23 protein-coding genes are annotated in these 25,462 nt (G+C 62.9%); 13 read left to right on the top strand and 10 right to left on the bottom strand.

The features are described 5' to 3' along the window. Window positions 1–17: 17 nt before the first annotated feature. Window positions 18–1,256, bottom strand: a complete 1,239-nt coding sequence (locus PVV54_RS03035) for an MFS transporter (RefSeq protein ID WP_274908541.1) — start codon at window positions 1,254–1,256, stop codon at window positions 18–20. 250 nt (window positions 1,257–1,506) lie between these two features. Further along, window positions 1,507–4,035: an ATP-dependent helicase HrpB gene (gene hrpB / locus PVV54_RS03030; RefSeq protein WP_274908540.1), complete on the bottom strand. Its 2,529-nt coding sequence runs from the start codon at window positions 4,033–4,035 to the stop codon at window positions 1,507–1,509. Window positions 4,036–4,151: 116 nt separating this feature from the next. Between hrpB and PVV54_RS03025 the strand changes: the two genes are divergently transcribed. Continuing rightward, window positions 4,152–4,571, top strand: a complete 420-nt coding sequence (locus tag PVV54_RS03025; protein WP_274908539.1) for a polyribonucleotide nucleotidyltransferase — start codon at window positions 4,152–4,154, stop codon at window positions 4,569–4,571. A gap of 2 nt (window positions 4,572–4,573) precedes the next feature. Here the strand turns inward: PVV54_RS03025 and PVV54_RS03020 are convergent, their stop codons facing one another. Then, window positions 4,574–5,359, bottom strand: a complete 786-nt coding sequence (locus tag PVV54_RS03020; protein ID WP_274908538.1) for a DUF6515 family protein — start codon at window positions 5,357–5,359, stop codon at window positions 4,574–4,576. Between the two features lie 392 nt (window positions 5,360–5,751). Between PVV54_RS03020 and PVV54_RS03015 the strand changes: the two genes are divergently transcribed. Both PVV54_RS03015 and PVV54_RS03010 read left to right on the top strand, forming a co-directional pair. Next, on the top strand, window positions 5,752–6,228 hold the full coding sequence (locus tag PVV54_RS03015) for an Lrp/AsnC family transcriptional regulator (protein WP_016712159.1): 477 nt from the start codon (window positions 5,752–5,754) through the stop codon (window positions 6,226–6,228). An 18-nt stretch (window positions 6,229–6,246) separates the two neighbouring features. Beyond that, a complete protein-coding gene (locus PVV54_RS03010) occupies window positions 6,247–6,450 on the top strand; it encodes a DUF2788 domain-containing protein (RefSeq protein WP_023378567.1) in 204 nt (67 codons plus the stop codon). A gap of 55 nt (window positions 6,451–6,505) precedes the next feature. On the opposite strand, the gene PVV54_RS03005 is transcribed toward PVV54_RS03010, so the two are convergent. The 4 genes from PVV54_RS03005 to PVV54_RS02990 all read right to left on the bottom strand — a co-directional run bounded on the left by PVV54_RS03005 (window position 6,506) and on the right by PVV54_RS02990 (window position 12,452). Continuing rightward, complete coding sequence (locus tag PVV54_RS03005; RefSeq protein ID WP_274908537.1) at window positions 6,506–7,147, bottom strand: pseudouridine synthase; 642 nt, start codon at window positions 7,145–7,147, stop codon at window positions 6,506–6,508. Between the two features lie 6 nt (window positions 7,148–7,153). After that, entirely contained in the window at window positions 7,154–8,617 is a 1,464-nt protein-coding gene (amn, locus tag PVV54_RS03000) for an AMP nucleosidase (RefSeq protein WP_274908536.1), read from the bottom strand. A gap of 81 nt (window positions 8,618–8,698) precedes the next feature. Further along, window positions 8,699–10,351, bottom strand: coding sequence for an acyl-CoA dehydrogenase family protein (locus PVV54_RS02995; protein WP_274908535.1), 1,653 nt, complete (start codon window positions 10,349–10,351; stop codon window positions 8,699–8,701). Window positions 10,352–10,460: 109 nt separating this feature from the next. Beyond that, complete coding sequence (locus tag PVV54_RS02990) at window positions 10,461–12,452, bottom strand: sensor histidine kinase (RefSeq protein WP_274908534.1); 1,992 nt, start codon at window positions 12,450–12,452, stop codon at window positions 10,461–10,463. Window positions 12,453–12,717: 265 nt separating this feature from the next. Between PVV54_RS02990 and PVV54_RS02985 the strand changes: the two genes are divergently transcribed. The 4 genes from PVV54_RS02985 to PVV54_RS02970 all read left to right on the top strand — a co-directional run bounded on the left by PVV54_RS02985 (window position 12,718) and on the right by PVV54_RS02970 (window position 16,210). After that, a complete protein-coding gene (locus tag PVV54_RS02985) occupies window positions 12,718–13,515 on the top strand; it encodes a hydroxymethylpyrimidine/phosphomethylpyrimidine kinase (protein ID WP_274908533.1) in 798 nt (265 codons plus the stop codon). 14 nt (window positions 13,516–13,529) lie between these two features. Then, entirely contained in the window at window positions 13,530–14,153 is a 624-nt protein-coding gene (thiE, locus tag PVV54_RS02980) for a thiamine phosphate synthase (RefSeq protein WP_274908532.1), read from the top strand. 17 nt (window positions 14,154–14,170) lie between these two features. Next, complete coding sequence (gene hemL, locus PVV54_RS02975; protein WP_274908531.1) at window positions 14,171–15,454, top strand: glutamate-1-semialdehyde 2,1-aminomutase; 1,284 nt, start codon at window positions 14,171–14,173, stop codon at window positions 15,452–15,454. A 210-nt stretch (window positions 15,455–15,664) separates the two neighbouring features. After that, the gene (locus PVV54_RS02970; protein ID WP_274908530.1) at window positions 15,665–16,210 is read left to right on the top strand and encodes a tetratricopeptide repeat protein; all 546 of its coding nucleotides are present in this window, start codon (window positions 15,665–15,667) and stop codon (window positions 16,208–16,210) included. 6 nt (window positions 16,211–16,216) lie between these two features. Here the strand turns inward: PVV54_RS02970 and PVV54_RS02965 are convergent, their stop codons facing one another. Then, complete coding sequence (locus PVV54_RS02965; protein ID WP_274908529.1) at window positions 16,217–16,543, bottom strand: DUF1820 family protein; 327 nt, start codon at window positions 16,541–16,543, stop codon at window positions 16,217–16,219. A gap of 196 nt (window positions 16,544–16,739) precedes the next feature. Between PVV54_RS02965 and PVV54_RS02960 the strand changes: the two genes are divergently transcribed. Genes PVV54_RS02960 through lnt form a run of 4 tightly spaced genes read left to right on the top strand, consistent with a single transcriptional unit; the run spans window position 16,740 to window position 20,595 of the window. Further along, entirely contained in the window at window positions 16,740–17,738 is a 999-nt protein-coding gene (locus PVV54_RS02960) for a PhoH family protein (protein ID WP_274908528.1), read from the top strand. Continuing rightward, window positions 17,731–18,204, top strand: a complete 474-nt coding sequence (gene ybeY / locus PVV54_RS02955) for an rRNA maturation RNase YbeY (RefSeq protein WP_274908527.1) — start codon at window positions 17,731–17,733, stop codon at window positions 18,202–18,204. Before PVV54_RS02960 ends, ybeY begins: the two co-directional genes overlap by 8 nt. Before the next feature lie 25 nt (window positions 18,205–18,229). Continuing rightward, on the top strand, window positions 18,230–19,069 hold the full coding sequence (locus tag PVV54_RS02950; protein ID WP_274908526.1) for an HlyC/CorC family transporter: 840 nt from the start codon (window positions 18,230–18,232) through the stop codon (window positions 19,067–19,069). A gap of 8 nt (window positions 19,070–19,077) precedes the next feature. Then, complete coding sequence (gene lnt / locus PVV54_RS02945; RefSeq protein ID WP_274908525.1) at window positions 19,078–20,595, top strand: apolipoprotein N-acyltransferase; 1,518 nt, start codon at window positions 19,078–19,080, stop codon at window positions 20,593–20,595. Window positions 20,596–20,724: 129 nt separating this feature from the next. Here lnt and PVV54_RS02940 read toward each other — a convergent pair whose 3' ends face one another. Together PVV54_RS02940 and PVV54_RS02935 are read right to left on the bottom strand one after the other, a co-directional pair. Beyond that, window positions 20,725–21,486 (bottom strand): YdcF family protein, encoded by a 762-nt coding sequence (locus PVV54_RS02940; RefSeq protein ID WP_274908524.1) that lies wholly within the window; start codon window positions 21,484–21,486, stop codon window positions 20,725–20,727. A 134-nt stretch (window positions 21,487–21,620) separates the two neighbouring features. Next, window positions 21,621–21,932, bottom strand: coding sequence for a hypothetical protein (locus PVV54_RS02935; protein ID WP_274908523.1), 312 nt, complete (start codon window positions 21,930–21,932; stop codon window positions 21,621–21,623). Between the two features lie 227 nt (window positions 21,933–22,159). Here PVV54_RS02935 and leuS point away from each other — a divergent pair, with 227 nt between their 5' ends. Together leuS and PVV54_RS02925 are read left to right on the top strand one after the other, a co-directional pair. Beyond that, window positions 22,160–24,766: a leucine--tRNA ligase gene (leuS, locus tag PVV54_RS02930; protein ID WP_274908522.1), complete on the top strand. Its 2,607-nt coding sequence runs from the start codon at window positions 22,160–22,162 to the stop codon at window positions 24,764–24,766. A gap of 60 nt (window positions 24,767–24,826) precedes the next feature. Beyond that, the gene (locus PVV54_RS02925) at window positions 24,827–25,432 is read left to right on the top strand and encodes an LPS-assembly lipoprotein LptE (protein ID WP_274908521.1); all 606 of its coding nucleotides are present in this window, start codon (window positions 24,827–24,829) and stop codon (window positions 25,430–25,432) included. The last annotated feature ends 30 nt before the right edge of the window (window positions 25,433–25,462 follow it).

Here is a 25,462-nt window from a genome sequence, read left to right as displayed (position 1 = left end):
CACGCGCACCATCAGGGTCAGGCCTCATGAGCGTTGGCTTGCTGCACGGCCAGCACCTTGCGGCCGCTGATGGACAGGCTGATCAGGGTTGCCGCCACCGTGGCACACACCAGGAACAGGAAGGCCGATTCGTAAGTGCCGTAGTGCGCCACCAGGAAGCCGATGACCATCGGGGACACAAAGCCTGCCACCTGCCCGCCGAAGTTGACCATGCCGATGCCGGTACCCACCAGGCGCTGCGCGAGGATCTTGGTGGGCAAGGCGAATGCGGTGGCGAACACGAACGACTTGAAGAAGTAGACGATTGCCTGGTAGGTGATGACTTCTGCGGTGGTCTGCGAGGTATACATGCCATACATGAACAGGCCGGTCAGCGCGCAGCTGCCTGTCATCAGCAGCTTTTCCTTGCCGTCGAAATACTTGGTCATCAGCCAGCCGCCCATGGCGGTGGCGATGCTGGCGGTGATGAAGGGCAAGGGCACCAGCATGCCGACAGTCTTGATATCCAGGCCGCGAGCGGTCAGCAGGTACATGGGCATCCAGGCATCCAGGCCCTTGTTGACCAGGCCGAGCGCGAACCACACCAGCACGATTTTCCACAGCAGCGGCATGCGCAGCAGCTCTTTGGTGCTGACTTTGCCGGTGTTGCTGACGGCAGGCTCGGGCTGGAAGTTGCCGTAGGCCTCAGGCCGCTTGACCACGAAAGCAAAGGCAATGGCGAACAGGATGCCGGCCACACCAATGGCCAGGAACACATCGCGCCAGCCGAGCCAGAGCAACAGTGGGGTAATGATCAGTGGCGCTGCGAAACTGCCGGTGTAGTTGGACGAAATGAGCAAGCTGGCCATCTTCGGCCGGTCTTTGCGGGCGTAGACTTCAGCCACGCCTTTGACCGCCGCGGAAGGGTAGCTGCCCTCACCCAGGCCAAACAGGAAGCGAATGATCAACAGCGACGCCAGCGACCAGGCCAGCCCGGTCATCAAGGTGAACACCGACCACAGGGCAATGGAAACAATCACTACCCGTTTGGCACCAAAACGGTCAGACAACCAGCCACCTGGAATTTGCATGGCGGCATAACCCAGATAAAACGCACTGAGTACAACGCCTAATTCACCGGCACCCAGATTGAAGTCTTTGCCGATATGCGAAAGTGCCAACGAAATGGCCGAGCGGTCAATATAAGAAATGACATAGCCCAAGTACAAAAGAACAAAGACGATAGTCGGTTTGTGCAACGCGTTTGTAGTTTTCATAGTTCTGCACACCTGTGGGTCACCAAGAGGCCTTTGCGCCATCCTAGGAGCGCGTTGCGCAGTGTCACAAGTGACAGATTTAGAGCCGAGCCATCCAAAAAAGTCACAGCACGGCGTTGGTGCAGAAGCACTTGTTTAGGGCGCTCAAACTCGCCATTCCCTGGCGCTTCTGCACCATCGGCGTGCCAATGCCGGGCAGTTTTTCCGTCTTTGACCGTTGAAAATAATTCGACGCGTACTCACACAACCATCAAGTGCCCCGTGGTTTGGCCCGTGCGGTGGCCTCGGCCACCAGCGGGTCATCTGGCCAGTAATGCTTCGGGTAACGCCCTTTAAGGTCTTTCTTCACTTCGGCATACGTCGTGCGCCAGAAGTTGGCCAGGTCTTGCGTGACCTGCACCGGGCGGCGGGCCGGCGACAGCAAGTGCAACTTGACCTTCTGCCGGCCCTGGGCAATGGACGGGGTATCCGGCAGGCCGAACAGCTCCTGCATCCGCACCGCCAGAATCGGGGGTGTTTCGCTGTAGTCCAGCCGTATGTTCGAGCCGGACGGCACGGCCAGGTGAGCTGGCGCCCACTCGTCAAGGCGCTGGGGCAGCGGCCAGGGCAACAGGTTGCGCAGGATCGAAGGCAGGTCGAGCGCAGCAAAATGGCTCAAACGCGAAACCTTGCCCAAGTATGGCTGCAGCCAGTGTTCCAAGGTGGCCAGCAAGGCCTCGTCGCCCAGGTCGGGCCATTCGCTGTGGCCGTCCTTGGCGAGGTCAAGCTGGCGCAGCAGGGCAACCCGCGCCTGCCATTGGCGCAGTTCCGGGGTCCAGGTCAGCAGGTTCAAGCCTTTGCGACGCACCAAGCCAAGCAACGCACGGGCGCGGGCATCGTCGTCCAGGCCAGGCAGCGGTTCACGGCTGAGCACAAGCTCACCCACCTTGGTTTGCCGCTCAGCACGCAACACTTGCTCGCGCTCATCCCAATCGAGCAGGTCGATGCGTTCGACCTGTTCGGCCAGCACATCGTCCAGCAACGCGGGGTCGAACTCCGCAGCCAGGTAGATACGTTCTTCCCTTTGCCCTTGGCGGCTGCCCAGGTCGGCGATCACCAACCAAGGGCATTTCATCAGTGCATCCACCTCGGCAAACAGCGCAGCGCGGCCGTTGGCCAAGCGGTACTCGGCGCCCCCGGCCCGGCGCTGCTGGGCAACCCGGTCGGGGTAAGCCAGCGCCAGCAATGCACCCAGCCAACGCGGGTGGTCGGGCTCGTTGGCCGCGTTACCGGGCTTGCCGCGCAGCAGGCTGCGATACTGCCGCGCCAGTTGCCTGGCCCGCTGCACCCCGCCCTGCCCGCCACGGCCGGTTTTGTGTTCACCGCTGAGCAGCGCCAGCCGGCTGTGCAGGTCGGCACCGCCACCGCGCTGAATATCGCGCTCGCCCAGCAAGGCGGCCACATCGCAGGCCATTGCGGTCAGGCCCAGGTCATGGCCACGCAGCAGCAAGTGTGCAATGCGAGGGTGGGCGGGCAGCTCTGCCATGGCCTGGCCATGGTCACTGAGGTTGTCGCGGCTGCCGGCCTTGTAGGCGCCGAGCCTTGCGAGCAAGTCTTGCGCCTGGGCAAATGCTGCAGAGGGGGGATGATCCAGCCAGCGCAACTGGTCGGGCGTGACGCCCCAGCGGGCAAGCTGCAAGGCCAGGCCGGCAAGGTCTGCCTGCAGGATTTCGGCGCTGCCGTGGGCGGCCAGTTGGTCATGTTGCGCCTCGGACCACAGGCGGTAGCACACGCCCGGCTCCAAACGCCCGGCACGGCCCGCGCGCTGGGTGGCGCTGGCGCGGGAAATGCGCTGGGTATCGAGCCGGGTCATGCCGCTGCCGGGGTCAAAACGCGGTACGCGGGCCAGGCCTGCATCGATGACGACACGCACGCCATCGATGGTCAGGCTGGTTTCGGCAATGTTGGTGGCCAGCACCACTTTGCGCAGCCCTTTGGGGGCGGGGTCGATGGCCGCGCGCTGGGCATTGAGGTCGAGTTCGCCGTGCAAGGGGCACAGCAACACATCGTCGCGTTGGCCCAGCGCTGCTTCCAGGCTCTGGTGAACCCTGCGGATTTCCGCCTGCCCCGGCAGGAACACCAACAGGCTGCCGGGCTGCTCTGCCAGCGCGTGAAGCACACTGTCGACAACCTTGGGCTCGATGAACTCACCTGGCTGGAAGAGCCGGCCCCAGCGAATATCCACAGGGTGCATACGGCCTTCGCTGCTCACCACCGGTGCGTCGTCGAGCAAACGCGACAGGCGCTCGCCTTCAAGCGTGGCGGACATCAGCAAGATTTTCAGCGGTGGGTCATCACGCAGCAGCTCCCGGCCATTGAGGCTTAACGCCAACGCAAGGTCGGCATCGAGGCTGCGTTCGTGAAATTCGTCGAAGATCAGCAAGCCCACGCCCTCAAGCGCAGGGTCCGCCTGCAAACGGCGGGTCAGGATGCCTTCGGTGACCACTTCAATGCGGGTGTTCGGCCCGACCTTGCTGTCCAGGCGGATGCGATAGCCTACGGTTTCACCCACCTTCTCACCCAGCTCACTGGCCAGCCGTTCAGCGGCGGCACGGGCTGCCAGGCGCCGTGGCTCGAGCATCAGGATGCGCTGCCCGGCCAGCCAGGGCTCGTTCAGCAGCGCCAGCGGAACACGGGTGGTCTTGCCCGCACCGGGAGGCGCTTCAAGCACAGCTTCATCACGGGTTTGCAAGGCCTGGCGCAGGGCGGGCAACACGGCATCGATTGGTAAAGAAATCATGGTGGTCCTCGAACAGTCGCGCGAGTATAACGGCGAACCGAGCCTGCCTTATCATGGTCTTAGTTTCAGGCGCTGGCGTTTTGCTGGCCCTGCCGAATACCTTTCCGGAGATTTACATGCGCATCCCTTCCCGCGTCATTGGTGGCGCCCTCATCGCCACCCTGCTGACCCAGCTGACGGCCTGCGGCACCCTTTTCTACCCTGACCGTCGCGGCCAGATCGAAGGTAAGGTCGACCCGGTGATCGTCGCCCTCGATGCCATCGGCATTCTGTTCTACGTGATCCCCGGCCTGATTGCCTTCGGCGTCGACTTCGCCACCGGTGCCATCTATTACCCGGGCGGCACCACGGCCCAGGTGGCGCCAGAGAAACTGCGCGAAGCCGTTACCGCCGATGGCAAGGTCGACAACCTCAAACTGCAGGCGATCATCGAAAGCGAGCTGGGCCAGCGCGTGCCGCTGAATGACCCACGCCTGATTCAGCACCGCGGCAGCGTCGAGCAGCTGGCAGCGTACGGCTTCAAACCAGCGGCCTGAGACTAGTTGATGCTGTAGCCCCGCCCGCTGAAGCACGCACCCAGCGCACGTCGGTAGTTGTCTGCAATATTGGCCGGCGGCGCATAAGTGGCGGTGGCGGGGTCGAAGCCGGACTGGCTTACCGCCCAGCGGTGGCACTGGTAGCGGTCTTGTTCCTGTTGCTCCTGCCCTTGCCCATACATCGGGTAGGCCACCACGTCATAGACGTTGCCTGCAGGGGCGACAGGTACGGGTGCCGGGGCCGCTGCCGGCGGGTTGACCACCACGTACTCCTGGCTGTCAGCCAGGTATTGGTAGTAGGTGTCAGCCACCAGGAAGAACAGCGCTCCGCCCAGCCAGACTTCCCGCGCGTACGACGGCAGGTAACTGACCCGCACGCCATAGGGCGGCGCCACCACGATGTAGCTCCCCCCATGCGGGCGGTACCAGTAGCCGCCGGAATAGAAGTAGTCGTCCCCACGGTATGGCACTTTCCAGTAGCGGTCCGGGAAGCGGTCGACGGTTTGCCCGGGCCGGTACTGCGGGCCGGGGCCCCAGCCGTTGCCATGGCCGTCCGGGCGGCCTTGCCAGTGGCGGTTGTCGCCTTGCTGGCGCGGGATGTCCTGGTAGTAGCCCTGACGCGGCGGCTGGGTCTGGCGCACTTCATCACGGGAATTGAGCGGCGAACCGCCCGGGCCGTTGGGGTCCTGATGGCCGTGGCCTTCTCCCGGCCCTTGCGCCTGAGCGGCCACACTCAAACCCAGCCCCAGCAAACCAACACCTGCCAACTGCCAGATGCGCGACTTCATGTTGTTCCTCTCGATGACCAAAACGGCATGCGCCAGTCTACCGCGCCCTTGGCGCATCCGGATGAAATCGCGGCCATGAAAAAAGGGAGGCCATTGGGCCTCCCTTTGGGAATTGTCGTCCGTGCTCGGCACTTGTGATGCCGGCTCACCTCACCCCGTCTTCTGGACGGTGCGTAGCCCGGGGGCCTGGCGGTTCCTGTTGGAGCGCTGGCCGCGACCGCCCGCCTAGGGCGCGCCGCCGTGGACTGATGTCCGGGCAGTGATTCTGTGTGTAACGATACGGGACAGGTGGCAGCAGAGGATTGCGAAGATTGCTCAGATAAATAGCACTTGCGCAATTTTTAACCCTGGATCGATAATTCACAGCAATCCGAACAGAAAAGGCCATTTCCATGAGCAAGCTTGACCGCTACGACCTGAGCATCCTCGCCGAATTGCAGCGCGACGCGCGCATTTCCAACCAGGAACTGGCCGAGCGCATCGGCCTGTCGCCATCGCCGTGCTCGCGTCGGGTCAAGCAACTGGAAGACGACGGCTACATCTCCCGCCAGGTGGCGTTGCTGGATCGCAAGAAGCTTGGCCTCAGCCTGACCGCCTACGTACTGATCGGCATGGACCGGCACACACCGGAGCGCTTCGAAACCTTCGAAGCGGCCATCCGCAATTTGCCGCAGGTACTTGAATGCAGCCTGGTCACCGGTATGGATGCCGACTACCAGCTGAAGGTGGTGGTGCCGGACATGGACCATTACCAGAAACTGCTGCTAGGCAGCCTGACCCGCATCGAGGGCGTCACCAGCGTGCGCTCGAGCTTTGTGCTCAACCAAGTGCTGGCCAGTACCGAAATGCCATTGACTCACCTTCGCTGATTGCCCTGGAGCACACCGATGGATCCTGCCGTATTCGAAGAGTGGATGATGATTGTGCTGGTCACTGTGCTGATCGGCTTCATGGGTTTCATCGTCTGGGACTTGGCCAAGAAGTCCAAGGCGGGGCGCTTTGGTACGCTGATTCTGTTCTTTGTGCTGGGGCTGGGTGTACTGGCCTTTATCATCAAGAGCGTGGTGGTGGGGTTTCTGGAAGGGGTGTAGCGGCCGCCGGGGAGGATGGCACCGGCGTTGCCGGTGTTCGCGGCTGAAGCCGCTCCTACAGGGGGCGGGGCAGCTCTGCCTTGACCTCGCGCCAGCAACCCTGCTCCAAGCCATCCAGCGCCCAATCGCCGATGCGCACCCGCACCAGGCGTAAAGTCGGTAAGCCTACCGCCGCCGTCATGCGCCGCACCTGACGGTTGCGTCCTTCGCGGATCACCAGTTCCAACCAGCTTGTGGGCACGCTTTTGCGAAACCGTACCGGCGGGTTGCGCGGCCACAGCTGTGGCTCTTCCAGGCGCCGAGCCTCGGCTGGCAAGGTTGGCCCGTCATTGAGCTGCACGCCATCGCGCAGGCGCTGCAATTGTTCATCGCTCGCCTCACCTTCCACCTGCACCCAGTAGGTCTTGGCCAGCTTGTGCTTGGGGTCGGCAATGCGCGCCTGCAAGCCACCGTCGTTGGTCAGCAGCAACAAGCCTTCGCTGTCGCGGTCCAGCCGCCCTGCCGGGTAAATGCCCGGGATATCGATGAAGTCTTTAAGCGTGGCGCGCCCTTCCCCGTCGCTGAACTGGGTCAGCACATCGAACGGCTTGTTGAACAGGATCAGGCGGGGCTCGGCCGGCGGTGCCTTCGCCTGGCGACGTGGGCCGGAAGGCCGCGCCTGGGGGCGGCGCGGCTTGGAACGGGGTGGCAGTGGCATGGATCCTCAGCGGAACGGCGGCTCATCGAAGCTGCGCAGTTTACGCGAGTGCAGCGAGTTGAGCTCGGTTCGTAGCAGGTCGAGGGCGGCAATGCCGATCTTCAGGTGCTGGCTGACCGCACGGTTGTAGAAGGCATTGGCCGAGCCTGGCAGCTTGATTTCGCTGTGCAGCGGTTTGTCGGATACGCACAGCAAGGTGCCATAAGGTACCCGCAGGCGGTAGCCCTGTGCGGCGATGGTGCCGCTTTCCATATCAACCGCAACGGCGCGCGACAGGTTGATCAACGGGCGCTCCTGGGCCCAGCGCAGCTCCCAGTTACGGTCGTCGTAAGTCAGCACGGTGCCGGTACGCAGGCGCTTCTTCAAATCTTCACCACGCTCGCCGGTAACCTGGGCGGCCGCTTCCTGCAGCGCGAGTTGCACCTCGGCCAGGGCCGGGATCGGGATGTTCGGCGGCACCACACGGTCGAGGATGCCGTCGCGGCGCATGTAGGCGTGAGCCAGCACGTAGTCGCCGATGGTCTGCGATTGGCGCAGGCCGCCGCAGTGGCCGATCATCAGCCAGCAGTGTGGGCGCAATACGGCCAGGTGGTCGGTGATGTTCTTGGCATTGGACGGGCCGACACCGATGTTGACCAGCGTAATGCCATCACCGTCGGCGGCAATCAGGTGATAGGCGGGCATCTGGAAGCGGTGCCATACCACGCTGGCTACCAGGGCCTGCGCTTCGCCATGGTCCATGCCCTTTTCGATCACCACGTTGCCCGGCAGCACCATACGCACGAAGCGCGGATCTTCACGCAGTTGCTCCAGGCCATGGCTGATGAACTGGTCTACATAGCGGTGGTAGTTGGTCAGCAGGATCCATGGCTGAACATGGCGCCAGTCGCTGCCGGTGTAGTGCACCAGGCGGCGTAGCGAGAAATCCACCCGGGCAGCGTCGAACAGCGCCAGTGGCAGGGTTTCGGCATTGCCCCAATCATACAGGCCGTCGGCGATGTTGTCGGTGGCGGCGGACAGGTCAGTGCTGGGGAACACGCGCGCCAGCTCGGCGGCAGTGATGCCGGTACCGGCCAGTTCGTCGCCCTGCTCGACCACGTAGGGGTACGGAATGTTCTGCTCGCTCACGCCCACTTCCACGGTCACCGTGTAGTCGTGCATCAGCGGGCGCAGCTGCTCCAGCAGATAGCTGCGAAACGCCGCAGGCTGGGTGACGGTGACGCTGTAGGTGCCGGCCACCTGCACCTTGGCATAGGCGCGGGTAGTGGCGGCCACTTCGCCGTGGCTGTAGTAGGTCAGGCGCAGCGCGGGGTAGCGGAACAGCACACGCTCGTCATCACTGGGCTGCGTGCGGTCTTTGAGGTAACGCTTGAGGGCCTGGCTGAGGGCCACGGTGGCCTGATCATGCAGGGCCGCCAGACGGTCGACGGCCTGTTTGGGGGTATCAACGACTTCAAACGCGTGGCTCACACTGTGCTTCCTGTCTGGACATGCATGTCAGCCATCTTGCCTGCCTTCTGCGGTAAAAACACCCCCATTGATTACCCGCTCTCAGATTGGCCAGTCAGGCGTCGCCCTTGCCACCAGCGCTTCCACGTCTACACCCCGTGGCAAAGCCCCGTATACGCGCCCGCCGCCCGTCAGCCGGCTGCCGATAAAAGCATCGCTGACCGCTGCATTGCCCGCTTCCAACAGCAGCTTGGCCTGCAAGGCGAGCGCAATGTCTTCGGTCAACTGCCGGGCGCGGTACTGGATGTCACTGGTATCGGCGAAAGCGCCTTTGAGGTTGCCAATGTACGCGGCCAGGCGTGGGTCGCCGTGGCCATCGCCCAGCTCGGCGAACAGGGCATCCAGCACGCCTGGTTCCTTGGACAGCGCGCGCAGCACATCAAGGCATTGCACGTTGCCGGAGCCTTCCCAAGTGGAGTTGACCGGTGCTTCGCGGTACAGGCGTGGCAAGATGCTGTCTTCGACATAACCCGCACCGCCCAGGCATTCGGCGGCCTCGTTGATCATGGCCGGGGCGCGTTTGCAGATCCAGTATTTGCCTACGGCCGTCACCAGCCTCGCGAAATGGGCCTGTTGCGGGTCATCGAGTTGCTCCAGGGCCTGGCCCATGCGCAGGCTCAAGGCCAACGCTGCCTCGCTTTCCAGGGCCAGGTCGGCCAGCACGTTCTGCATCAACGGCTGCTCGTTCAGCACCCGGCCACCCACTTTGCGGTGGGCACAATGATGGCTGGCCTGGGTCAGGGCCTGGCGCATCAGCGCGCTGGAGCCGACCATGCAGTCGAAGCGGGTCATGGCCACCATTTCGATGATGGTCGGCACACCCCGGCCCTCCTCGCCCACCATCCACGCCAGCGCCCCCCTGAACTCCACTTCACTGGACGCGTTGGAGCTGTTGCCAAGCTTGTTCTTCAGGCGCTGGATATAGAACTGGTTGCGGTTGTCGTCCGGACGATGGCGTGGCAGCAGGAAACAGCTCAGGCCCTTGTCGGTCTGCGCCAGGGTGAGGAAGGCATCACACATCGGCGCCGAGCAGAACCACTTGTGCCCCACCAGCTCATACGCCTGGCCCGGGCCGGGCGAGCCAACCGGGTAGGCACGGGTGGTGTTGGCGCGCACATCGGTGCCGCCCTGCTTTTCGGTCATGGCCATGCCGATGGTCACGCCTGCCTTGTGGCGATCACCGACATTGCGCGGGTCGTACTCTCGCGCCAGGATCTTCGGCAGCCAGTATTCGGCCAGTTCCGGCTGCAGCCGGAGTGCCGGGACTGCCGCAAAGGTCATGGTCAGCGGGCAACCGCTGCCAGCTTCGGCCTGGCTGTGCAGGTACGTCATCGACGCTCGGGCCACATGCGCGCCAGGCCGTGGCTCGGCCCAAGGCAGCGAAGGCAGGCCGTGCTCCACGGCGGTTCGCATCAGCTCATGGTAAGTGGGGTGAAACTCCACAAGGTCGATGCGGTGGCCATAGCGGTCATGGCTGCTGAATTCCGGCTTGTGCGCATTGGCCAGAAAACCGGCGGCCATCAGCGGGCCACCGGCAAGCGCACCATAGGCATCGATACGCGACTCGGCCCAGCCAGCACCAAAGCGCCGCGACCATTCTTGCAGCGGCAGGTCGAGGCGGTACAGGTTAGCGCCGTCGAGCGAAGGAGGCTGGTTGGTGACTTCGTGGGTTTCTGCGTACTGATGCAGGTTCATCGCAAGCTCCTGGGGCCGGGTATGCCTGAGAACCCCCAGTGAAGCACTCCGTGACGGGGAGTCAAAGTGGCATAAATGACTAAACCTGTTGCCGTACCCAGCCAGACGGTTAGAGGCGCGTGCCCCCCAAAGCCGCCACACCCGCCGGCATCTGCGCCTGCGCAATCGCCACATTCAAGCTCAACTCAAACCGGCTACCCAACCCCCGCGTCGACTCATGGGACAACTTGCCCCCCAACAGCTCCCCCAACTGCCGACAAATCGACAAGCCAATCCCCAACCCGCCATACCGCCGGGTCATGGAGCCATCCACCTGGAAGAACCGCTGGTACAGAATCGCATGGTCCAGGTCATCAAAGCCGATGCCGCTGTCACTGACGGTAAACGTCAAGGCCAGGCTGCCCGGCCCCACTCGGCGGCCACGTACCTGCACCATCACGCCACCTTGATGGGTGAACTTCAGGCCGTTATCCACCAGGCAACTCAGGCAACGGGTCAGCTTCTGCTCATCGCCCAGCAACTCGTCCGGCAGCTCGGCGGGGATGTCCAGGCTCAGGTACAAGCCTTTGCCAAGCGCATTGCCAGCGTAACCGGCACGCAGGTCCTGAAGCAGACGTCGCAAGCTGAAAGGCACCGGCTGCACGCGCATGCGCCCGGCCTGCAACTCGGTCAGGGTGAGGATGTCGTCGACCATGTCCATCATGCCCTGGGCCGAACCGACCGCAGTACGGTGGTACTGCGCCATCTCGGCGCCCATGGGCAGCGTCTGCATCAGCTCCAGCGAACCGATCACACCGTTCATCGGGGTTCGCAGCTCATGGGTAACCGTGGCGAGGAATTCGTCCTTGAGGTGGTTGCTTCGGGCCAGTTGCTGGTTCAGTTGCTCCAGCGTACGCCCGGTGTCGCGCAGGGTACTGGCTTGCTGCTCGCGCATGCTGTTGATGCGGTCGGCCAGCGCCAATGACAGCAGTGCCACTTCCAACGCCGAACCCAGCTGGCTGGCATACATGGTGATGAACACATTGGGCAGGTAGCCCAGCACCATCAGGGTGTTGACCAACCCACCCAGCAGAAATGCGGTCCAGGCAATGATGAACCAGCGCGCCACGCGCAACCCGCGGGACCAGGTGTAAAGCCCCGCCGCGAAGATGCTCACGGTGAACAACAGCGCCAGCACCGTGGCCATGCGCAGGGCAATCCCGTACGGCATGCTCACTGCCAGCACCATCACCACTGCGCCGCCCAGCATCAACAACTGCAGCAGCCGGTCGAAAGGCCGGCTGGTCTTGCCCAGTTGCAGGAAGTGGCGAGCGAATTGGCAACCAAACAGGCCTGCCGCACCAATGAACAAAGGCGTGGCCGCATTGGCCCACCAGGGGCTGTCTGGCCAGAAATACGCCACCCCGGCACCGTTTACCGACACTTGATACAAGCCGAACGAAGCAATGTAGAGGATGTAGTACAGGTAACTGACATCCCGCACGCTGAGGTAGATGAACAGGTTGTACACCAGCATCACCAGCAGCACGCCGTAGATCATCCCCAACACATAAAGCCGGGTAGGCTGATCTTCCATGTAGGCATCGGTTGACCACAGCGCCAGCGGCACCTGTACTGACCCCTGGCTGTGCACACGCAGGTACACGGTGGTTGCTTGCCCTGGGGCCAGGGGTATCTCAAACAGGTAATTATTCTGACGGATCTGGCGGCTGTCGTAGGGCAAGGCGTCGCCAGTGCGCTGGGCAAGGCGGTACACGCCATCACTGCCTGGCAGGTAGAGTTCAAGGTGGTCCAGTGGTGGATAGGCCAGCTCCAGCAACCACTGGCGAGAAGGGGAGTTGGCGGCAGCGAGGTAACGCAGGTCGACTTTCAGCCAGAACACCGACGTCGAATAGCCTGCGTTCAGCACATCGTCATTGTGGGTACGGAACCGGCTGGCGAAGATGGGCGCGCTGACCTGGGCAATGCTGGCACTGCCATCGCGGTCCTCGAAGACCTGCATGACCTTGCCCAGCGGAAGGTGCCGTGTGGACGCGTCGAGCTCGACGGCGCCAGCCAGCATGGGCAGCATGCCCAGAAGCAAAATCAGCAAATAGCGCATACAGCCCCAGCATGGTCTGTCCGGTCGCGTCGCAATGGCCCCCAATCCCTTTGAGGCGACGAAACCCGGCAAAGCCCGTTTATCGAATTGTCCGAGCACTCTAGCATAGCTTCACCGCCTCGCACTCAGCCACCTCAAAATTGGCGAAAAACGCTCTAGAACAGCACTTTCAGAGCAGTCACAATCATTAAACTGACCGCTCGATCAACAAAATCCGTTTGTAGGACGATCCGCGCAAATCGCTTTGGTGGTAAGCTCGCCGACCATGAATACCTACAGCTCCCGCCCCGTTGTCCTCTGTCTCTCCGGCCACGACCCAAGTGGCGGTGCCGGCTTGCAGGCAGATATCGAAGCCCTGATCGCCCAAGGATGCCACGCCGCACCCGCGGTGACCGCCCTGACCGTTCAGGATACCGTCAACGTTTCCGACTTCCGCGTGCTCGACCGCGAGTGGGTATTGGCCCAGGCCAATGCCGTGCTTGCCGACTCCACCGTGGCCGCCGTCAAGCTGGGCATGCTCGGCTCGATCCAGATGGTCGATACCGTCGCCGAACTGCTGGCTGCGCACCCGCACCTGCCGCTGGTATGCGACCCGGTACTGCGCGCCGGTGGCGGTGGCCGGCTGGGCAAGGACGAAGTGGGCTATGCCCTGCGCGAACGCCTGCTGCCACTGGCCACCATCGCCACCCCTAACCTGCCCGAAGCCCGTATTCTTGCCGAACTGCCCGAAGGCACGGCCGACGAGTGTGCCGAAAAACTGTTGCCGTTCTGCAAACACCTGTTGATTACCGGTGGCCACGGCGACGAGGACGAAATCCACAACCGCCTGTACAGCCGCGATGGCCAGCAACACACCTGGACCTGCCAGCGCTTGCCGGGCAGCTACCATGGTTCGGGTTGCACGCTCGCCAGCGCCCTGGCCGGCCGCCTTGCACTGGGCGAAGAACTGAAAAGCGCTGTACGCAGCGCCCTGGATTACACCTGGCGCACCCTGCGCGACGCAGAACAGCTTGGCAAAGGCCAGTTCGTACCGCGCCGCCTGCCCCTGGATTTCTGTTCCTGATACGAGGCTTTCACATGAAGCTACGCGGTCTGTACGCGATTACCGACAGCCAACTGCTGGCCGGCCGCTTCCTGTCCCACGTCGAGGCCGCGCTGGAAGGCGGCGTATGCCTGCTGCAATACCGCGACAAGAGCGACGACGAGGCCCGCCGCCTGCGTGAAGCCGAAGCGCTGATGAAGCTGTGCGAACGCTACGGCACCCAGCTGATCATCAACGATGATGCCGAACTGGCGGCACGCCTGGGCGTCGGCCTGCACCTGGGCCAGACCGACGGGCCGCTGACTCCGGCCCGTGCCCTCCTCGGCCGCAAGGCCATCATCGGCTCGACCTGCCACGCGCAACTTGAACTGGCCCGACAAGCCGCCAGCGAAGGCGCCAGCTACGTTGCCTTTGGCCGCTTCTTCAATTCCGTGACCAAACCCGGTGCACCGGCCGCCAACGTAGAACTGTTGGAGCAGGCCCGCGCCCAGGTCAAACTGCCGATCGCCGTGATCGGTGGCATCACCCTCGACAACGCCGCCCCGTTGGTCGCCCACGGCGCCGACCTGCTGGCGGTGATCCACGGCTTGTTTGGTGCAGACAGCGCGCAGGAAGTCACCCGCCGCGCTCGCGCCTTCAACGCCCTGTTCGCTTCCTGATTTCGAGAGAAGACCCCATGTCCCGTTCCGAATCCCTGTTCGCCCAAGCCCAGAAGCACATCCCGGGCGGCGTCAACTCGCCGGTCCGCGCTTTCAAGAGCGTTGGCGGCACTCCGCTGTTCTTCAAACACGCCGAAGGCGCCTATGTTGTCGACGAAGATGACAAGCGCTATGTCGACTACGTGGGCTCCTGGGGGCCGATGATTCTCGGCCACGGCCACCCGGACGTGCTCGATGCGGTGCGCAACCAACTGCAGCACGGCCTGTCCTACGGCGCGCCGACCGCCATGGAAACCGAGATGGCCGACCTGGTCTGTTCGCTGGTGCCATCCATGGAAATGGTGCGCATGGTCAGCTCCGGTACCGAAGCCACCATGAGCGCCATTCGCCTGGCCCGTGGCTACACCGGCCGCGATGCCATCATCAAGTTCGAAGGCTGCTACCACGGCCACTCCGACAGCCTGCTGGTCAAAGCCGGTTCCGGCCTGTTGACCCAGGGCGTACCGAGCTCGGCCGGCGTACCTGCCGACTTTGCCAAGCACACCCTGACCCTGCCGTTCAACGACATCGCCGCGGTCGAGAAGACCCTGGCCGAAGTCGGCCAGACCGTGGCGTGCATCATCGTCGAGCCGGTGGCCGGCAACATGAACTGCGTCCCCCCGGCGCCAGGCTTCCTTGAAGGCCTGCGCGAGCAGTGCGACAAGCATGGCGTGGTGCTGATCTTCGACGAAGTGATGACCGGCTTTCGCGTTTCGCTGGGCGGCGCCCAGGGCTACTACGGCATCACCCCGGACCTGTCGACCTTCGGCAAGATCGTCGGCGGCGGCATGCCGGTCGGTTGCTTCGGCGGCAAGCGTGAAATCATGGGCTGCATCGCCCCGCTCGGCCCGGTCTATCAGGCCGGCACCTTGTCGGGCAACCCGCTGGCCATGGCCGCCGGCCTGACCACCCTCAAACTGATCAGCCGCCCAGGCTTCCACGACGAACTCAGCGCTTACACCAGCCGCATGCTCGATGGCCTGCAGCAGCGCGCCGATGCCGCTGGCGTGCCGTTCGTCACTACCCAGGCGGGCGCGATGTTCGGCCTGTATTTCAGCGGTGCCGACGACATCGTCACCTTCGACGACGTGATGGCCAGCGATGCCGAGCGCTTCAAGCGCTTCTTCCACCTGATGCTTGAAGGTGGTGTGTACCTGGCGCCGAGTGCGTTCGAGGCTGGTTTCACGTCGATTGCGCACGGTGAGAAAGAGTTGCAGATCACGCTGGATGCGGCTGAGAAGGCGTTTGCCAAGTTGAAGTAAGGTTAGCTTCATCGCGGATAAATCCGCTCCTACACCAATCCTGTAGGAGCGGATTCATCCGCGAGAGGCCCGCACAGCCAACAAATCCCTTCAGCCCTTTCCCCCACCAACACAGATTTTCGAGTAAAACTTTGTAAGGTTGGCGCTGCTTATCCCATAATGTGCCACCAGAGACATTGGCCGCAGCTTTGCAGAGGTAAGTCGATCCCCATGAACCGCACCGGCCGCGCCCTGACCATGGGCTGCCTGTTGCTTCTTCAGCCCCTGCTGGCACTGGCAGAGGGTGGTAACTCGTTGCTGATTCCGGCAACGGGCCGCTGCACGCTCAATGTCCAGCCAGAGGACATGGCGGTTGCGCTGAAGGCCTGCGAAGAAACGGCAGCAACCGGGGACGCCCAAGCGCAGTTCGAGCTGGGCGAGCACTACTACACGCAAACGCCCAAGGACTTGAAAAAGGCCCTCGACTGGTTCGAAAAGGCCTCGCTGCAGGGCCATGCCCAAGCCCAGTACCGCCTGGGTGCCATGTTCTTCCATGGCGAAGGGGTCAAGGCCAACAATGTTCAGGCCTACATCCTGCTGAAAATGGCTGCGGTCAACGGCGCGGAAGACGCGCTGGACATGGCTGACGAAGTCACCGAGCAGATGCCCCGCGACGAGCTGGAACACGCCACTCAGGTACTCGGCCAGATTTTCCGCAAATACCTGCTGGAGCTGCAGAACGCCGAAGGGCGTACACCGTTCTCGCCCCTTCCCTGACTCGCCTTACTTTTCCGGCATCGGCATCGGGAACGGCATCACATTGCCGCCGCCCTTGGCTTCGCTGATCTTGGCCGTGCCCAGGCGCTCCACTTCATCAATGCGCACGATCGAGTGCATCGGCACGAAGCTGCGGATAACCCCTTCGAACTGGTTCTTGAGTTTTTCTTCGCTCGGGTCAACCACCACCTGGGTGCGCTCGCCGAAGACGAACTCTTCGATTTCCAGAAACCCCCACAGGTCGCTTTGGTAAATCTGCTTGGCATACATCTCGAAGACCTGCCCCTGGTTGAGGAAGATCACTTTGTAGATGGCGGGTTCGCGTTTGGTCATGGCGGGCGGGATAACACATGCGTAAGAAAAGGGGGGCATCATAGCAGTGCCAGCCTCTTCGCTGTAGGCGCAAGCCTCCCGCAAAGCGGCCGTAACAGGCTGTAAATACCCTTGATCGTTTCAGTGCTTTCGCCACTGCCCTTCAAGGGTTATTCTTGAGTTCACCTTCATTGCCGTCGAGCGGCTAAAAACGACCTTGAACGCACCCATACAACCCCATCGTTTCATCCTCGAACCTTTCGAGGCCCACCGTTTCGCCAACCTGTGCGGCCAGTTCGACGAGCACCTGCGCCTGATCGAACAGCGCCTTGCCATCGAAATCCGCAACCGTGGCAATCAGTTCGAACTGATCGGCGAACCCAAGACCACCTCCGCTGCCGAGCAACTGCTGCGCCGCCTCTACCGCGAGGCCAAGGGCAGCGAGCTGTCGCCGGAAACCGTGCACCTGTACCTGCAGGAATCCACGGTCGAGAACATCGACAACCCGGCGGTTAACGAGGTCAGCGTTTCACTGCGCACGCGCAAAGGCAACATTCGCCCGCGCGGGGTCAACCAGCAGCGTTACGTCAAGGAAATCCTCGCCAACGACATCAACTTCGGCATTGGCCCGGCAGGTACCGGCAAGACTTACCTGGCAGTGGCCTGCGCGGTCGATGCGCTGGAGCGCGAGCAAGTACGCCGCATCCTGCTGGTGCGCCCGGCGGTCGAGGCTGGCGAAAAGCTTGGCTTCCTGCCCGGCGACCTGGCCCAGAAGATCGACCCGTACCTGCGCCCGCTGTACGACGCCCTGTATGAAATGCTCGGCTTCGAGCACGTGGCCAAGCTCATCGAGCGCCAGGTGATCGAGATCGCCCCGCTGGCCTACATGCGCGGCCGTACGCTGAACAACAGCTTCATCATCCTCGACGAAAGCCAGAACACCACGCTTGAGCAGATGAAGATGTTCCTCACCCGTATCGGCTTCGGCTCCACGGCGGTGATCACCGGTGACATCACCCAGGTCGACCTGCCGCGTGGCACCAAGTCGGGTTTGGCTCATGTGATCGGGGTGCTCAAGGATGTACCGGGTATCAGTTTTACCCACTTCCAACCCAAAGATGTGGTTCGTCACCCACTGGTGCAGCGCATTGTCGAAGCCTATGACCGCTTCGAAGCCCAGCAGGCCAAGCCCGAGGCGCCCGGCAAAGATGCTTGAACTCGATCTGCAACGGGCCACGGACGCTGCCGCCCCGGATGACGCTGCCTTCCGCCGCTGGTGTGAGCTGGCCTTGCGCCAGCGCACTGCCGATTCGGAAATGACCATTCGTCTGGTCGACGAAGCCGAAGGCCGCGAGCTGAATCACACCTACCGGCACAAGGACTACGCAACCAATGTGTTGTCCTTCCCGGCCGACGTCCCCGACGACCTACTCGACATTCCGCTGCTGGGCGACCTGGTGATCTGCGTGCAGGTGGTGGAGCGCGAAGCCGCCGAACAGGGCAAATCGCTCGAAGCACACTGGGCACACCTGGTCATTCACGGCTGCCTGCACCTGCTTGGCTATGACCACATCGAAGATGAGGAAGCCGAGGAAATGGAAGCACTGGAACGGGAATTGCTGGCAGAACTGGGTCACCCCGACCCGTATGCCGATGATGAAAACGAATCTTTCACACACTGATACTGCAAGGATCACGAGAACCGCCATGAGCGAAGATCGATCGAGCAACGGGCAAAAGTCCTGGCTGGGTAAACTGACCCAGGCTTTTGCCCATGAGCCGAAAAACCGCCAGGAGCTGCTGGAGCTGCTGCGCGAAGCCCATCAGAACAAGCTGCTCGACAGCGAAGCGCTGACCATCGTCGAAGGCGCCATCCAGGTCGCCGACCTGCAGGTGCGCGACATCATGGTCCCGCGCTCGCAAATGATCAGCATCAAGGCTACCCAGTCGCCACGCGAGTTCCTGCCGGCCGTCATCGACGCCGCCCACTCGCGCTACCCGGTGATCGGCGAAAGCCACGACGATGTGCTCGGGATCCTGCTGGCCAAAGACCTGCTACCGCTGATCCTCAAAGAGAACGGCGACAGCTTCAACATCAAGGACCTGCTGCGCCCGGCCACCTTCGTGCCCGAGTCGAAGCGCCTGAACGTGCTGCTGCGCGAGTTCCGCGCCAACCACAACCACATGGCCATCGTCATCGACGAATACGGCGGCGTGGCGGGCCTGGTGACCATCGAAGACGTGCTCGAGCAGATCGTCGGCGACATCGAGGACGAGCATGACGTCGAGGAAGACAGCTACATCAAGCCGCTGCCAAGCGGCGACTTCCTGGTCAAGGCGCTGACCCCGATCGACAACTTCAACGAGTTCTTCGACAGCGAATTCTCCGACGATGAGTTCGACACGGTCGGCGGCCTGGTGATGAGTGCCTTCGGTCACTTGCCCAAGCGCAATGAAACTACCGAGATCGGCGCCTACAAGTTCCGCATTCTCAACGCCGACAGCCGGCGGATACACTTGCTGCGCCTGACTCCGGTCACCCGTTAAGGACTAACATGCGTTGGATCACCCGCCCCGGCTGGCCCGGTAACCTGCTGGCCATGGCGGCCGGCGCATCCACCCTCCTGGCCCTGGCGCCGTTCGACATCTGGCCGCTGGCCATCTTGTCCATCGCCCTGCTCTACCTTGGCCTGCGCGAGCTCAGCCCGCGCCAGGCCATGTGGCGCGGCTGGCACTTCGGTTTCGGCCTGTATGGCGCCGGCACCTGGTGGATCTACGTCAGCATGACCACCTACGGCGGCGCTTCGCCCTTGCTGGCGATCGTGCTGCTGCTGGCATTCTTCGCGGCGCTTGCCTGGTTCTTCGCTCTGCCCACCTGGCTGTGGGCACGCTGGTTGCGCCGCAGCGAGGCGCCATTGGCTGACGCCTTGTGCTTCGCGGCACTGTGGCTGCTGCAAGAAGCCTTCCGCGGTTGGTTCCTGACCGGTTTCCCTTGGTTGTATGCCGGTTACAGCCAGCTGGACGGCCCGTTGGCTGGCCTGGCGCCAGTGGGCGGTGTGTGGCTGGTGTCCTTCGCCCTGGCGCTGACCGCCGCGCTGCTGTGCAACCTGCACCGCCTGCGCGCCCGGCCGTCGTTCCTGGCCATTGGCGTAGTGTTGCTGCTTGCCCCTTGGGTCACCGGCCTTGCGCTCAAACAGCATGCCTGGACCAAGCCTGCGGGCGAGCCGCTCAAGGTGGCGGCACTGCAAGGCAACGTCGAACAGGACCTGAAATGGGACCCGGCGCACATCGACGCGCAACTGGCGCTGTACCGCGACATGAGTTTCAGCTCAAAACCTGTGGATTTGCTGGTGTGGCCAGAAACGGCCGTACCGGTACTCAAGGACCAGGCGCAAGGCTACATCGACGTAATGGGCCGCTTCGCCGCCGACCGGCATTCAGCCCTGATCACCGGCGTCCCGGTACGTGAAGTGGTGCACCACCAGCGCCGGTACTACAACGGCGTCACTGTGACTGGCGAAGGCGATGGGACCTACCTGAAGCAAAAGCTGGTGCCATTTGGCGAGTACGTGCCGCTGCAAGATGTGCTGCGCGGCCTGATCGAGTTTTTCAACCTGCCGATGTCGGACTTTGCCCGCGGGCCGGAAGACCAGCCTCTGCTGCAGGCCAAGGGCTATCAGATTGCACCGTACATCTGCTACGAAGTGGTGTACCCCGAGTTCGCAGCGGGCCTGGCTGCGCGCAGCGATCTGTTGCTGACCATCAGCAACGACACTTGGTTTGGCACCTCCATCGGCCCGCTACAGCACTTGCAGATGGCCCAGTTCCGCGCGCTGGAGGCCGGCCGCTGGATGATCCGGGCCACCAACAATGGCGTGACGGCGCTGATTGACCCGTTTGGGCGGATTACGGCAGAAGTTCCGCAGTTCCAGCGGGCGGTGTTGTATGGCGAAGTGGTGCCGATGCAGCAATTGACGCCGTATCTGCAGTGGCGGTCGTGGCCGCTGGCGATCGTTTGTGTGTTGTTGCTGGGGTGGGCGTTGGCGGCGGGGCGGATAGCCAAGACTGTGTAATAGGGGCCGCTTTGCGGCCCATCGCGGATAAATCCGCTCCTACAGGATGTCGCCGAAACGAGCTCATCCGCAACGGCCCCCTGTAGGAGCGGATTTATCCGCGAGAGGCCATCCCAAGCACCCCAAAACTCAATAAAACACCCGATACCCCACCAAACCCACCCACTCGTTCAACAACTGCCCGCTCTGCCAAATGGCCCTGCTCTCCGGCAACAACCCGCCAAACGGCCGCGCATGGTCCCGGCCCAGGAACCCCACCGGTGCCGGCACCACCTCGAAACCGGCCTGCTCAAAGCTCCAGCGCGCACGGGGCATGTGCCACGCCTGGGTAACCACCACCACTCGGCGAATACCCAGTGGCTGCAACACATCCGCACTGAACCGTGCGTTCTCCCACGTAGTGCGGCTGGCCTGCTCCTTCCATTTCACCTCCACGGCAAAATCTTCCTTCAGGCGATCAGCCATCAACTGCGCTTCACTGGGCGGCGTCCCGTAGTGCAACCCGCCACTGGTCAGCAACGGCAGGCCCGAAGCCTTCGCCAAATGGGCGGCAAAGCGCATACGTTCAAGTGCCGTGGCGGCGGGCTGGTCTTCGCCGCCCCAGGCCGGGTCGCCACGCTCGCGCCCAGCCCCAAGCACAACGATTGCATCCGCCCGGCCTGCCAACCCAGCCCACTCATCAACCGCCAGCGCCGGCTCAGTCTCCAGCAGACGGGCACTTTCCTGCACCACCAGCGGCAAACTCATCAGCCACAAACCGCCTAACCCGATGGCAAAGCAAAACGCCGCCAGCCGTGGCCGCCGCGCGCGCAGCCACCAGGCAGCCAGCAACAGCAGAAACAGGACGCCAGGCGGCATCAACCATTGTTTGATGAAATATCTGAGCGGCATCGGCCACACCTCCTTGGCAGGCGTGCAGCCTAAGTGGATCGACACCGGTCAACAAGTACGCCGGCCGGCGTCGATCGCAAGAAGGTGTAGTGAAGAACCGGCGCGCATAAACCAGCGTCTGGCGCCCTGAACGGCTAGCGATGCAGCGTCCTGGAACTCGCCGTGGTGGCGGTGCGTTTCTTGTCCTTGAGCCAGATGATCTTTGCCGTTGCCGGTTCCGCTTGCGGGAATGTTCCGGCACAGGCATGGCGGCGTTCCGGGAGTGACTCCAGGTAGGCCTTGATCACGTCGAACTCTGCGCGGCTCAGGCCACGCAACTCCAGCTCGGCTGGCATCTCGTCGCGCAATCGCACCGATGTCCTGGCAGTTTCCAGCGCCAAGCCAAGACGGTCGATCAGGCGTTCGTAAAGCTCCGGTTTGTTTGCGGGTAGCTGCGTCTCTCCCATCCGTTCACCTCATTGAAGGTAAGAATATCTCCCCCCACACCTGAGCTTAGCGTTGCTGAAAAAAGCAGCCGGGCGCCGCGACCAGCGGGCATTCGCAATCAGGGTTTCCCACGATGTGCGGCGCTGCTGTATGCTACGGCGTTCACTCTCACGACACCGGAGTGCCGGACGCAGCGAGGTTCCGCTGCCTGGATCAAGGTCTCTTTTCTCTCAGCCAAAAAGTAGCCATGCACGAACAATACACGCCCCGTGATATCGAAGCCGCCGCCCAGAAGTTCTGGGACGAGCAACAATCGTTCGCTGTTACCGAACAGCCAGGCAAGGACACGTACTACTGCCTGTCGATGTTCCCGTACCCGAGCGGCAAGCTACACATGGGCCACGTGCGCAACTACACCATCGGCGACGTGATTGCCCGCTACCAGCGCATGCTGGGCAAAAACGTCCTGCAACCGATGGGCTGGGACGCCTTCGGCATGCCCGCGGAAAACGCGGCGATGAAGAACAACGTCGCCCCGGCCAAGTGGACGTACGAAAACATCGACTACATGAAGACCCAGCTCAAGAGCCTGGGCCTTGCCATCGACTGGGCACGTGAAGTCACCACCTGCAAGCCTGACTACTACCGTTGGGAGCAGTGGCTGTTCACCCGCCTGTTCGAAAAAGGCATCATCTACCGCAAGAACGGTACCGTGAACTGGGACCCGGCGGACCAGACCGTACTGGCCAACGAGCAGGTCATCGATGGCCGCGGCTGGCGTTCGGGCGCGCTGATCGAGAAGCGCGAAATCCCGATGTACTACTTCCGCATCACCGACTACGCCGACGAGCTGCTGGAAAGCCTCGACGAGCTGCCGGGCTGGCCTGAACAGGTCAAGACCATGCAGCGCAACTGGATCGGCAAGTCGCGCGGCATGGAAGTGCAGTTCCCGTACGACCAGGCGACCATCGGCCACGAGGGTGCCCTGAAGGTCTTCACCACCCGCCCAGACACGCTGATGGGCGCCACCTACGTCGCCGTCGCCGCCGAGCACCCGCTGGCCACTCAGGCAGCCCAGGGCAACCCGGCATTGCAGGCGTTCATCGACGAATGCAAAAGCGGCAGCGTTGCCGAAGCCGACATGGCCACGCAAGAGAAGAAAGGCATGGCCACTTCCCTGCTGGTCGAGCACCCGCTGACCGGCGAGAAGCTGCCGGTATGGGTAGCCAACTACGTGCTGATGCACTACGGTGATGGCGCTGTAATGGCCGTGCCGGCCCACGACGAGCGTGACTTCGAGTTCGCCCACAAGTACAACCTGCCGGTCAAAGCCGTGGTGCGCACCAGCGCGGGCGACGAAGTCGGCAGCGAGTGGCTGGCTGCCTATGGCGAGCATGGCCAACTGATCAACTCCGGCGAGTTCGACGGCCTGGACTTCGCGGGCGCCTTCGACGCCATCGAAGCGGCCTTGATCCGCAAGGAACTGGGCAAATCGCGTACCCAGTTCCGTCTGCGCGACTGGGGCATCAGCCGCCAGCGCTACTGGGGCTGCCCGATCCCGATCATCCACTGCCCGTCCTGCGGCGACGTGCCAGTACCGGAAGACCAACTGCCAGTCACGCTGCCAGAAAACGTGGTGCCGGACGGCGCCGGTTCGCCGCTGGCGCGCATGCCAGAGTTCTACGACTGCACTTGCCCTAAATGCGGCACTGCAGCCAAGCGCGAAACCGACACCATGGACACCTTCGTGGAATCGTCCTGGTACTTCGCCCGCTACGCTTCGCCGAACTACGACAAAGGCCTGGTCGACCCGAAAGCGGCCAACCACTGGCTGCCGGTCGATCAGTACATCGGTGGTATCGAGCACGCGATCCTGCACCTGCTGTATGCACGCTTCTTCCACAAGCTGATGCGTGACGAGGGCCTGGTCACCTCCAACGAGCCGTTCAAGAATCTGCTGACCCAAGGCATGGTGGTCGCCGAGACTTACTACCGCGTGGCCAGCAACGGCGGCAAGGACTGGTTCAACCCGGCCGATGTCGAAATCGAGCGTGATGCCAAGGCCAAGATCATTGGCGCACGCCTGAAAACCGACGGCCTGCCAGTGGAAATCGGCGGCACCGAGAAGATGTCGAAGTCGAAGAACAACGGCGTCGACCCGCAGTCGATGATCGACGCCTACGGTGCCGACACCTGCCGCCTGTTCATGATGTTCGCCTCGCCGCCCGACATGAGCCTGGAATGGTCCGACTCTGGCGTAGAAGGTGCCAGCCGCTTCCTGCGCCGTGTCTGGCGCCTGGCCCAGGCCCACGTCAGCCAAGGGCTGCCGGGCAAACTGGACATCGCCGCCCTGAGCGACGAGCAGAAGGCCATCCGCCGTGCTATCCACGCCGCCATCAAGCAGGCCAGCACCGACGTGGGCCAGTTCCACAAGTTCAACACAGCCATCGCTCAAGTGATGACCGTGATGAACGTGCTGGAAAAGGCCCCGCAGGGCACCGAACAGGACCGTGCGCTGCTGCAGGAAGGCCTGGAGGCCGTGACCCTGCTGCTGGCCCCGATCACCCCGCACATCTCCCACGAGCTGTGGAAGGCGCTGGGCCACGATCAAGCCGTGATCGACGCTGGCTGGCCTGCAGTCGATGAAGCTGCGCTGGTACAGGACACCGTTACCCTGGTGGTTCAGGTCAACGGCAAGCTGCGTGGCCAGGTCGAAATGCCGGCCGCCGCCAGCCGCGAAGAAATCGAAGCCGCCGCCCGCAGCAACGAAAATGTCCTGCGTTTCATCGATGGCCTGACCATCCGCAAGGTCATCGTGGTACCGGGCAAGCTGGTCAACATCGTAGCCAACTGATGGCAACGCCCACCCGTAACGATGCGGGTGGGCGGTCAAGGCCCACAAGGGAGCAACAACATGATCAAACGCAATTTGCTGGTAATAGGCCTGGCGGTCATGCTCAGCGCCTGCGGTTTCCAGCTGCGCGGCACCGGCACCAACGAATTGAGCATCAAGGAAATGGACGTCAGCGCACGCAATGCCTACGGCCAGACCGTGGCCCAGCTGCGCGCGGCCCTCGAACGCAGCGGCGTGAACGTGCACACCGGTGCACCATACCGCTTGCGCCTGACCAACGAGCGTGAAGACGAGCGTTCAGCCAGCTACGCCAGCGGCAGCCGCACCGCCGAGTACGAGCTCACCACCACTCTCAACTACAGCATTCTGGGCCTGAACGACCTCGAACTGCTGAGCGACAAGGTGGAAGTGCGCAAGATTTACGTGCGTGACGGTGGCAACATCACCGGTTCCGACCAAGAGGCCACCCAGGCCCGCGAAGTCATGCGCCGCGACCTGGTACAGGCGATGATGACCCGCCTGCAAAACCTCAACCCGGCTCAGCTGGACGAGTTGCAGCGTAAAGCCGACGAACGCGCCCAGGCCGAGGCCGCGGCGCTGGAGGCTGCACGCCGTCAACAGGCGGAAACGCCGCAGCAGTCGCCGCTGGAAATCCTGGGCAAATAAGCCCGTACGGGGCACTTCGGTGCCCCGTCT

The organism is Pseudomonas sp. PSKL.D1 (assembly GCF_028898945.1).
GTDB lineage: Bacteria > Pseudomonadota > Gammaproteobacteria > Pseudomonadales > Pseudomonadaceae > Aquipseudomonas.
The sequence above is the reverse complement of the archived record's forward strand: the minus strand, read 5'-3'. Positions and strand labels throughout refer to the sequence as shown.

Excerpts from the sequence above, each read along its gene's own strand:
- PVV54_RS03010 (WP_023378567.1), top strand. The coding sequence starts at position 6,247 with ATGGATCCTGCCGTATTCGAAGAGTGGATGATGATTGTGCTGGTCACT.
- PVV54_RS02985 (WP_274908533.1), top strand. The coding sequence starts at position 12,718 with ATGAATACCTACAGCTCCCGCCCCGTTGTCCTCTGTCTCTCCGGCCAC.
- PVV54_RS02970 (WP_274908530.1), top strand. The coding sequence starts at position 15,665 with ATGAACCGCACCGGCCGCGCCCTGACCATGGGCTGCCTGTTGCTTCTT.
- lnt (WP_274908525.1), top strand. The coding sequence starts at position 19,078 with ATGCGTTGGATCACCCGCCCCGGCTGGCCCGGTAACCTGCTGGCCATG.
- thiE (WP_274908532.1), top strand. The coding sequence starts at position 13,530 with ATGAAGCTACGCGGTCTGTACGCGATTACCGACAGCCAACTGCTGGCC.
- leuS (WP_274908522.1), top strand. The coding sequence starts at position 22,160 with ATGCACGAACAATACACGCCCCGTGATATCGAAGCCGCCGCCCAGAAG.
- PVV54_RS03020 (WP_274908538.1), bottom strand. The coding sequence starts at position 5,359 with ATGAAGTCGCGCATCTGGCAGTTGGCAGGTGTTGGTTTGCTGGGGCTG.
- hemL (WP_274908531.1), top strand. The coding sequence starts at position 14,171 with ATGTCCCGTTCCGAATCCCTGTTCGCCCAAGCCCAGAAGCACATCCCG.
- PVV54_RS02935 (WP_274908523.1), bottom strand. The coding sequence starts at position 21,932 with ATGGGAGAGACGCAGCTACCCGCAAACAAACCGGAGCTTTACGAACGC.
- hrpB (WP_274908540.1), bottom strand. The coding sequence starts at position 4,035 with ATGATTTCTTTACCAATCGATGCCGTGTTGCCCGCCCTGCGCCAGGCC.
- PVV54_RS03015 (WP_016712159.1), top strand. The coding sequence starts at position 5,752 with ATGAGCAAGCTTGACCGCTACGACCTGAGCATCCTCGCCGAATTGCAG.
- PVV54_RS02950 (WP_274908526.1), top strand. The coding sequence starts at position 18,230 with ATGAGCGAAGATCGATCGAGCAACGGGCAAAAGTCCTGGCTGGGTAAA.
- ybeY (WP_274908527.1), top strand. The coding sequence starts at position 17,731 with ATGCTTGAACTCGATCTGCAACGGGCCACGGACGCTGCCGCCCCGGAT.
- PVV54_RS02995 (WP_274908535.1), bottom strand. The coding sequence starts at position 10,351 with ATGAACCTGCATCAGTACGCAGAAACCCACGAAGTCACCAACCAGCCT.
- PVV54_RS02940 (WP_274908524.1), bottom strand. The coding sequence starts at position 21,486 with ATGCCGCTCAGATATTTCATCAAACAATGGTTGATGCCGCCTGGCGTC.
- PVV54_RS02965 (WP_274908529.1), bottom strand. The coding sequence starts at position 16,543 with ATGACCAAACGCGAACCCGCCATCTACAAAGTGATCTTCCTCAACCAG.
- PVV54_RS02925 (WP_274908521.1), top strand. The coding sequence starts at position 24,827 with ATGATCAAACGCAATTTGCTGGTAATAGGCCTGGCGGTCATGCTCAGC.
- PVV54_RS02990 (WP_274908534.1), bottom strand. The coding sequence starts at position 12,452 with ATGCGCTATTTGCTGATTTTGCTTCTGGGCATGCTGCCCATGCTGGCT.
- PVV54_RS03035 (WP_274908541.1), bottom strand. The coding sequence starts at position 1,256 with ATGAAAACTACAAACGCGTTGCACAAACCGACTATCGTCTTTGTTCTT.
- PVV54_RS03025 (WP_274908539.1), top strand. The coding sequence starts at position 4,152 with ATGCGCATCCCTTCCCGCGTCATTGGTGGCGCCCTCATCGCCACCCTG.
- PVV54_RS03005 (WP_274908537.1), bottom strand. The coding sequence starts at position 7,147 with ATGCCACTGCCACCCCGTTCCAAGCCGCGCCGCCCCCAGGCGCGGCCT.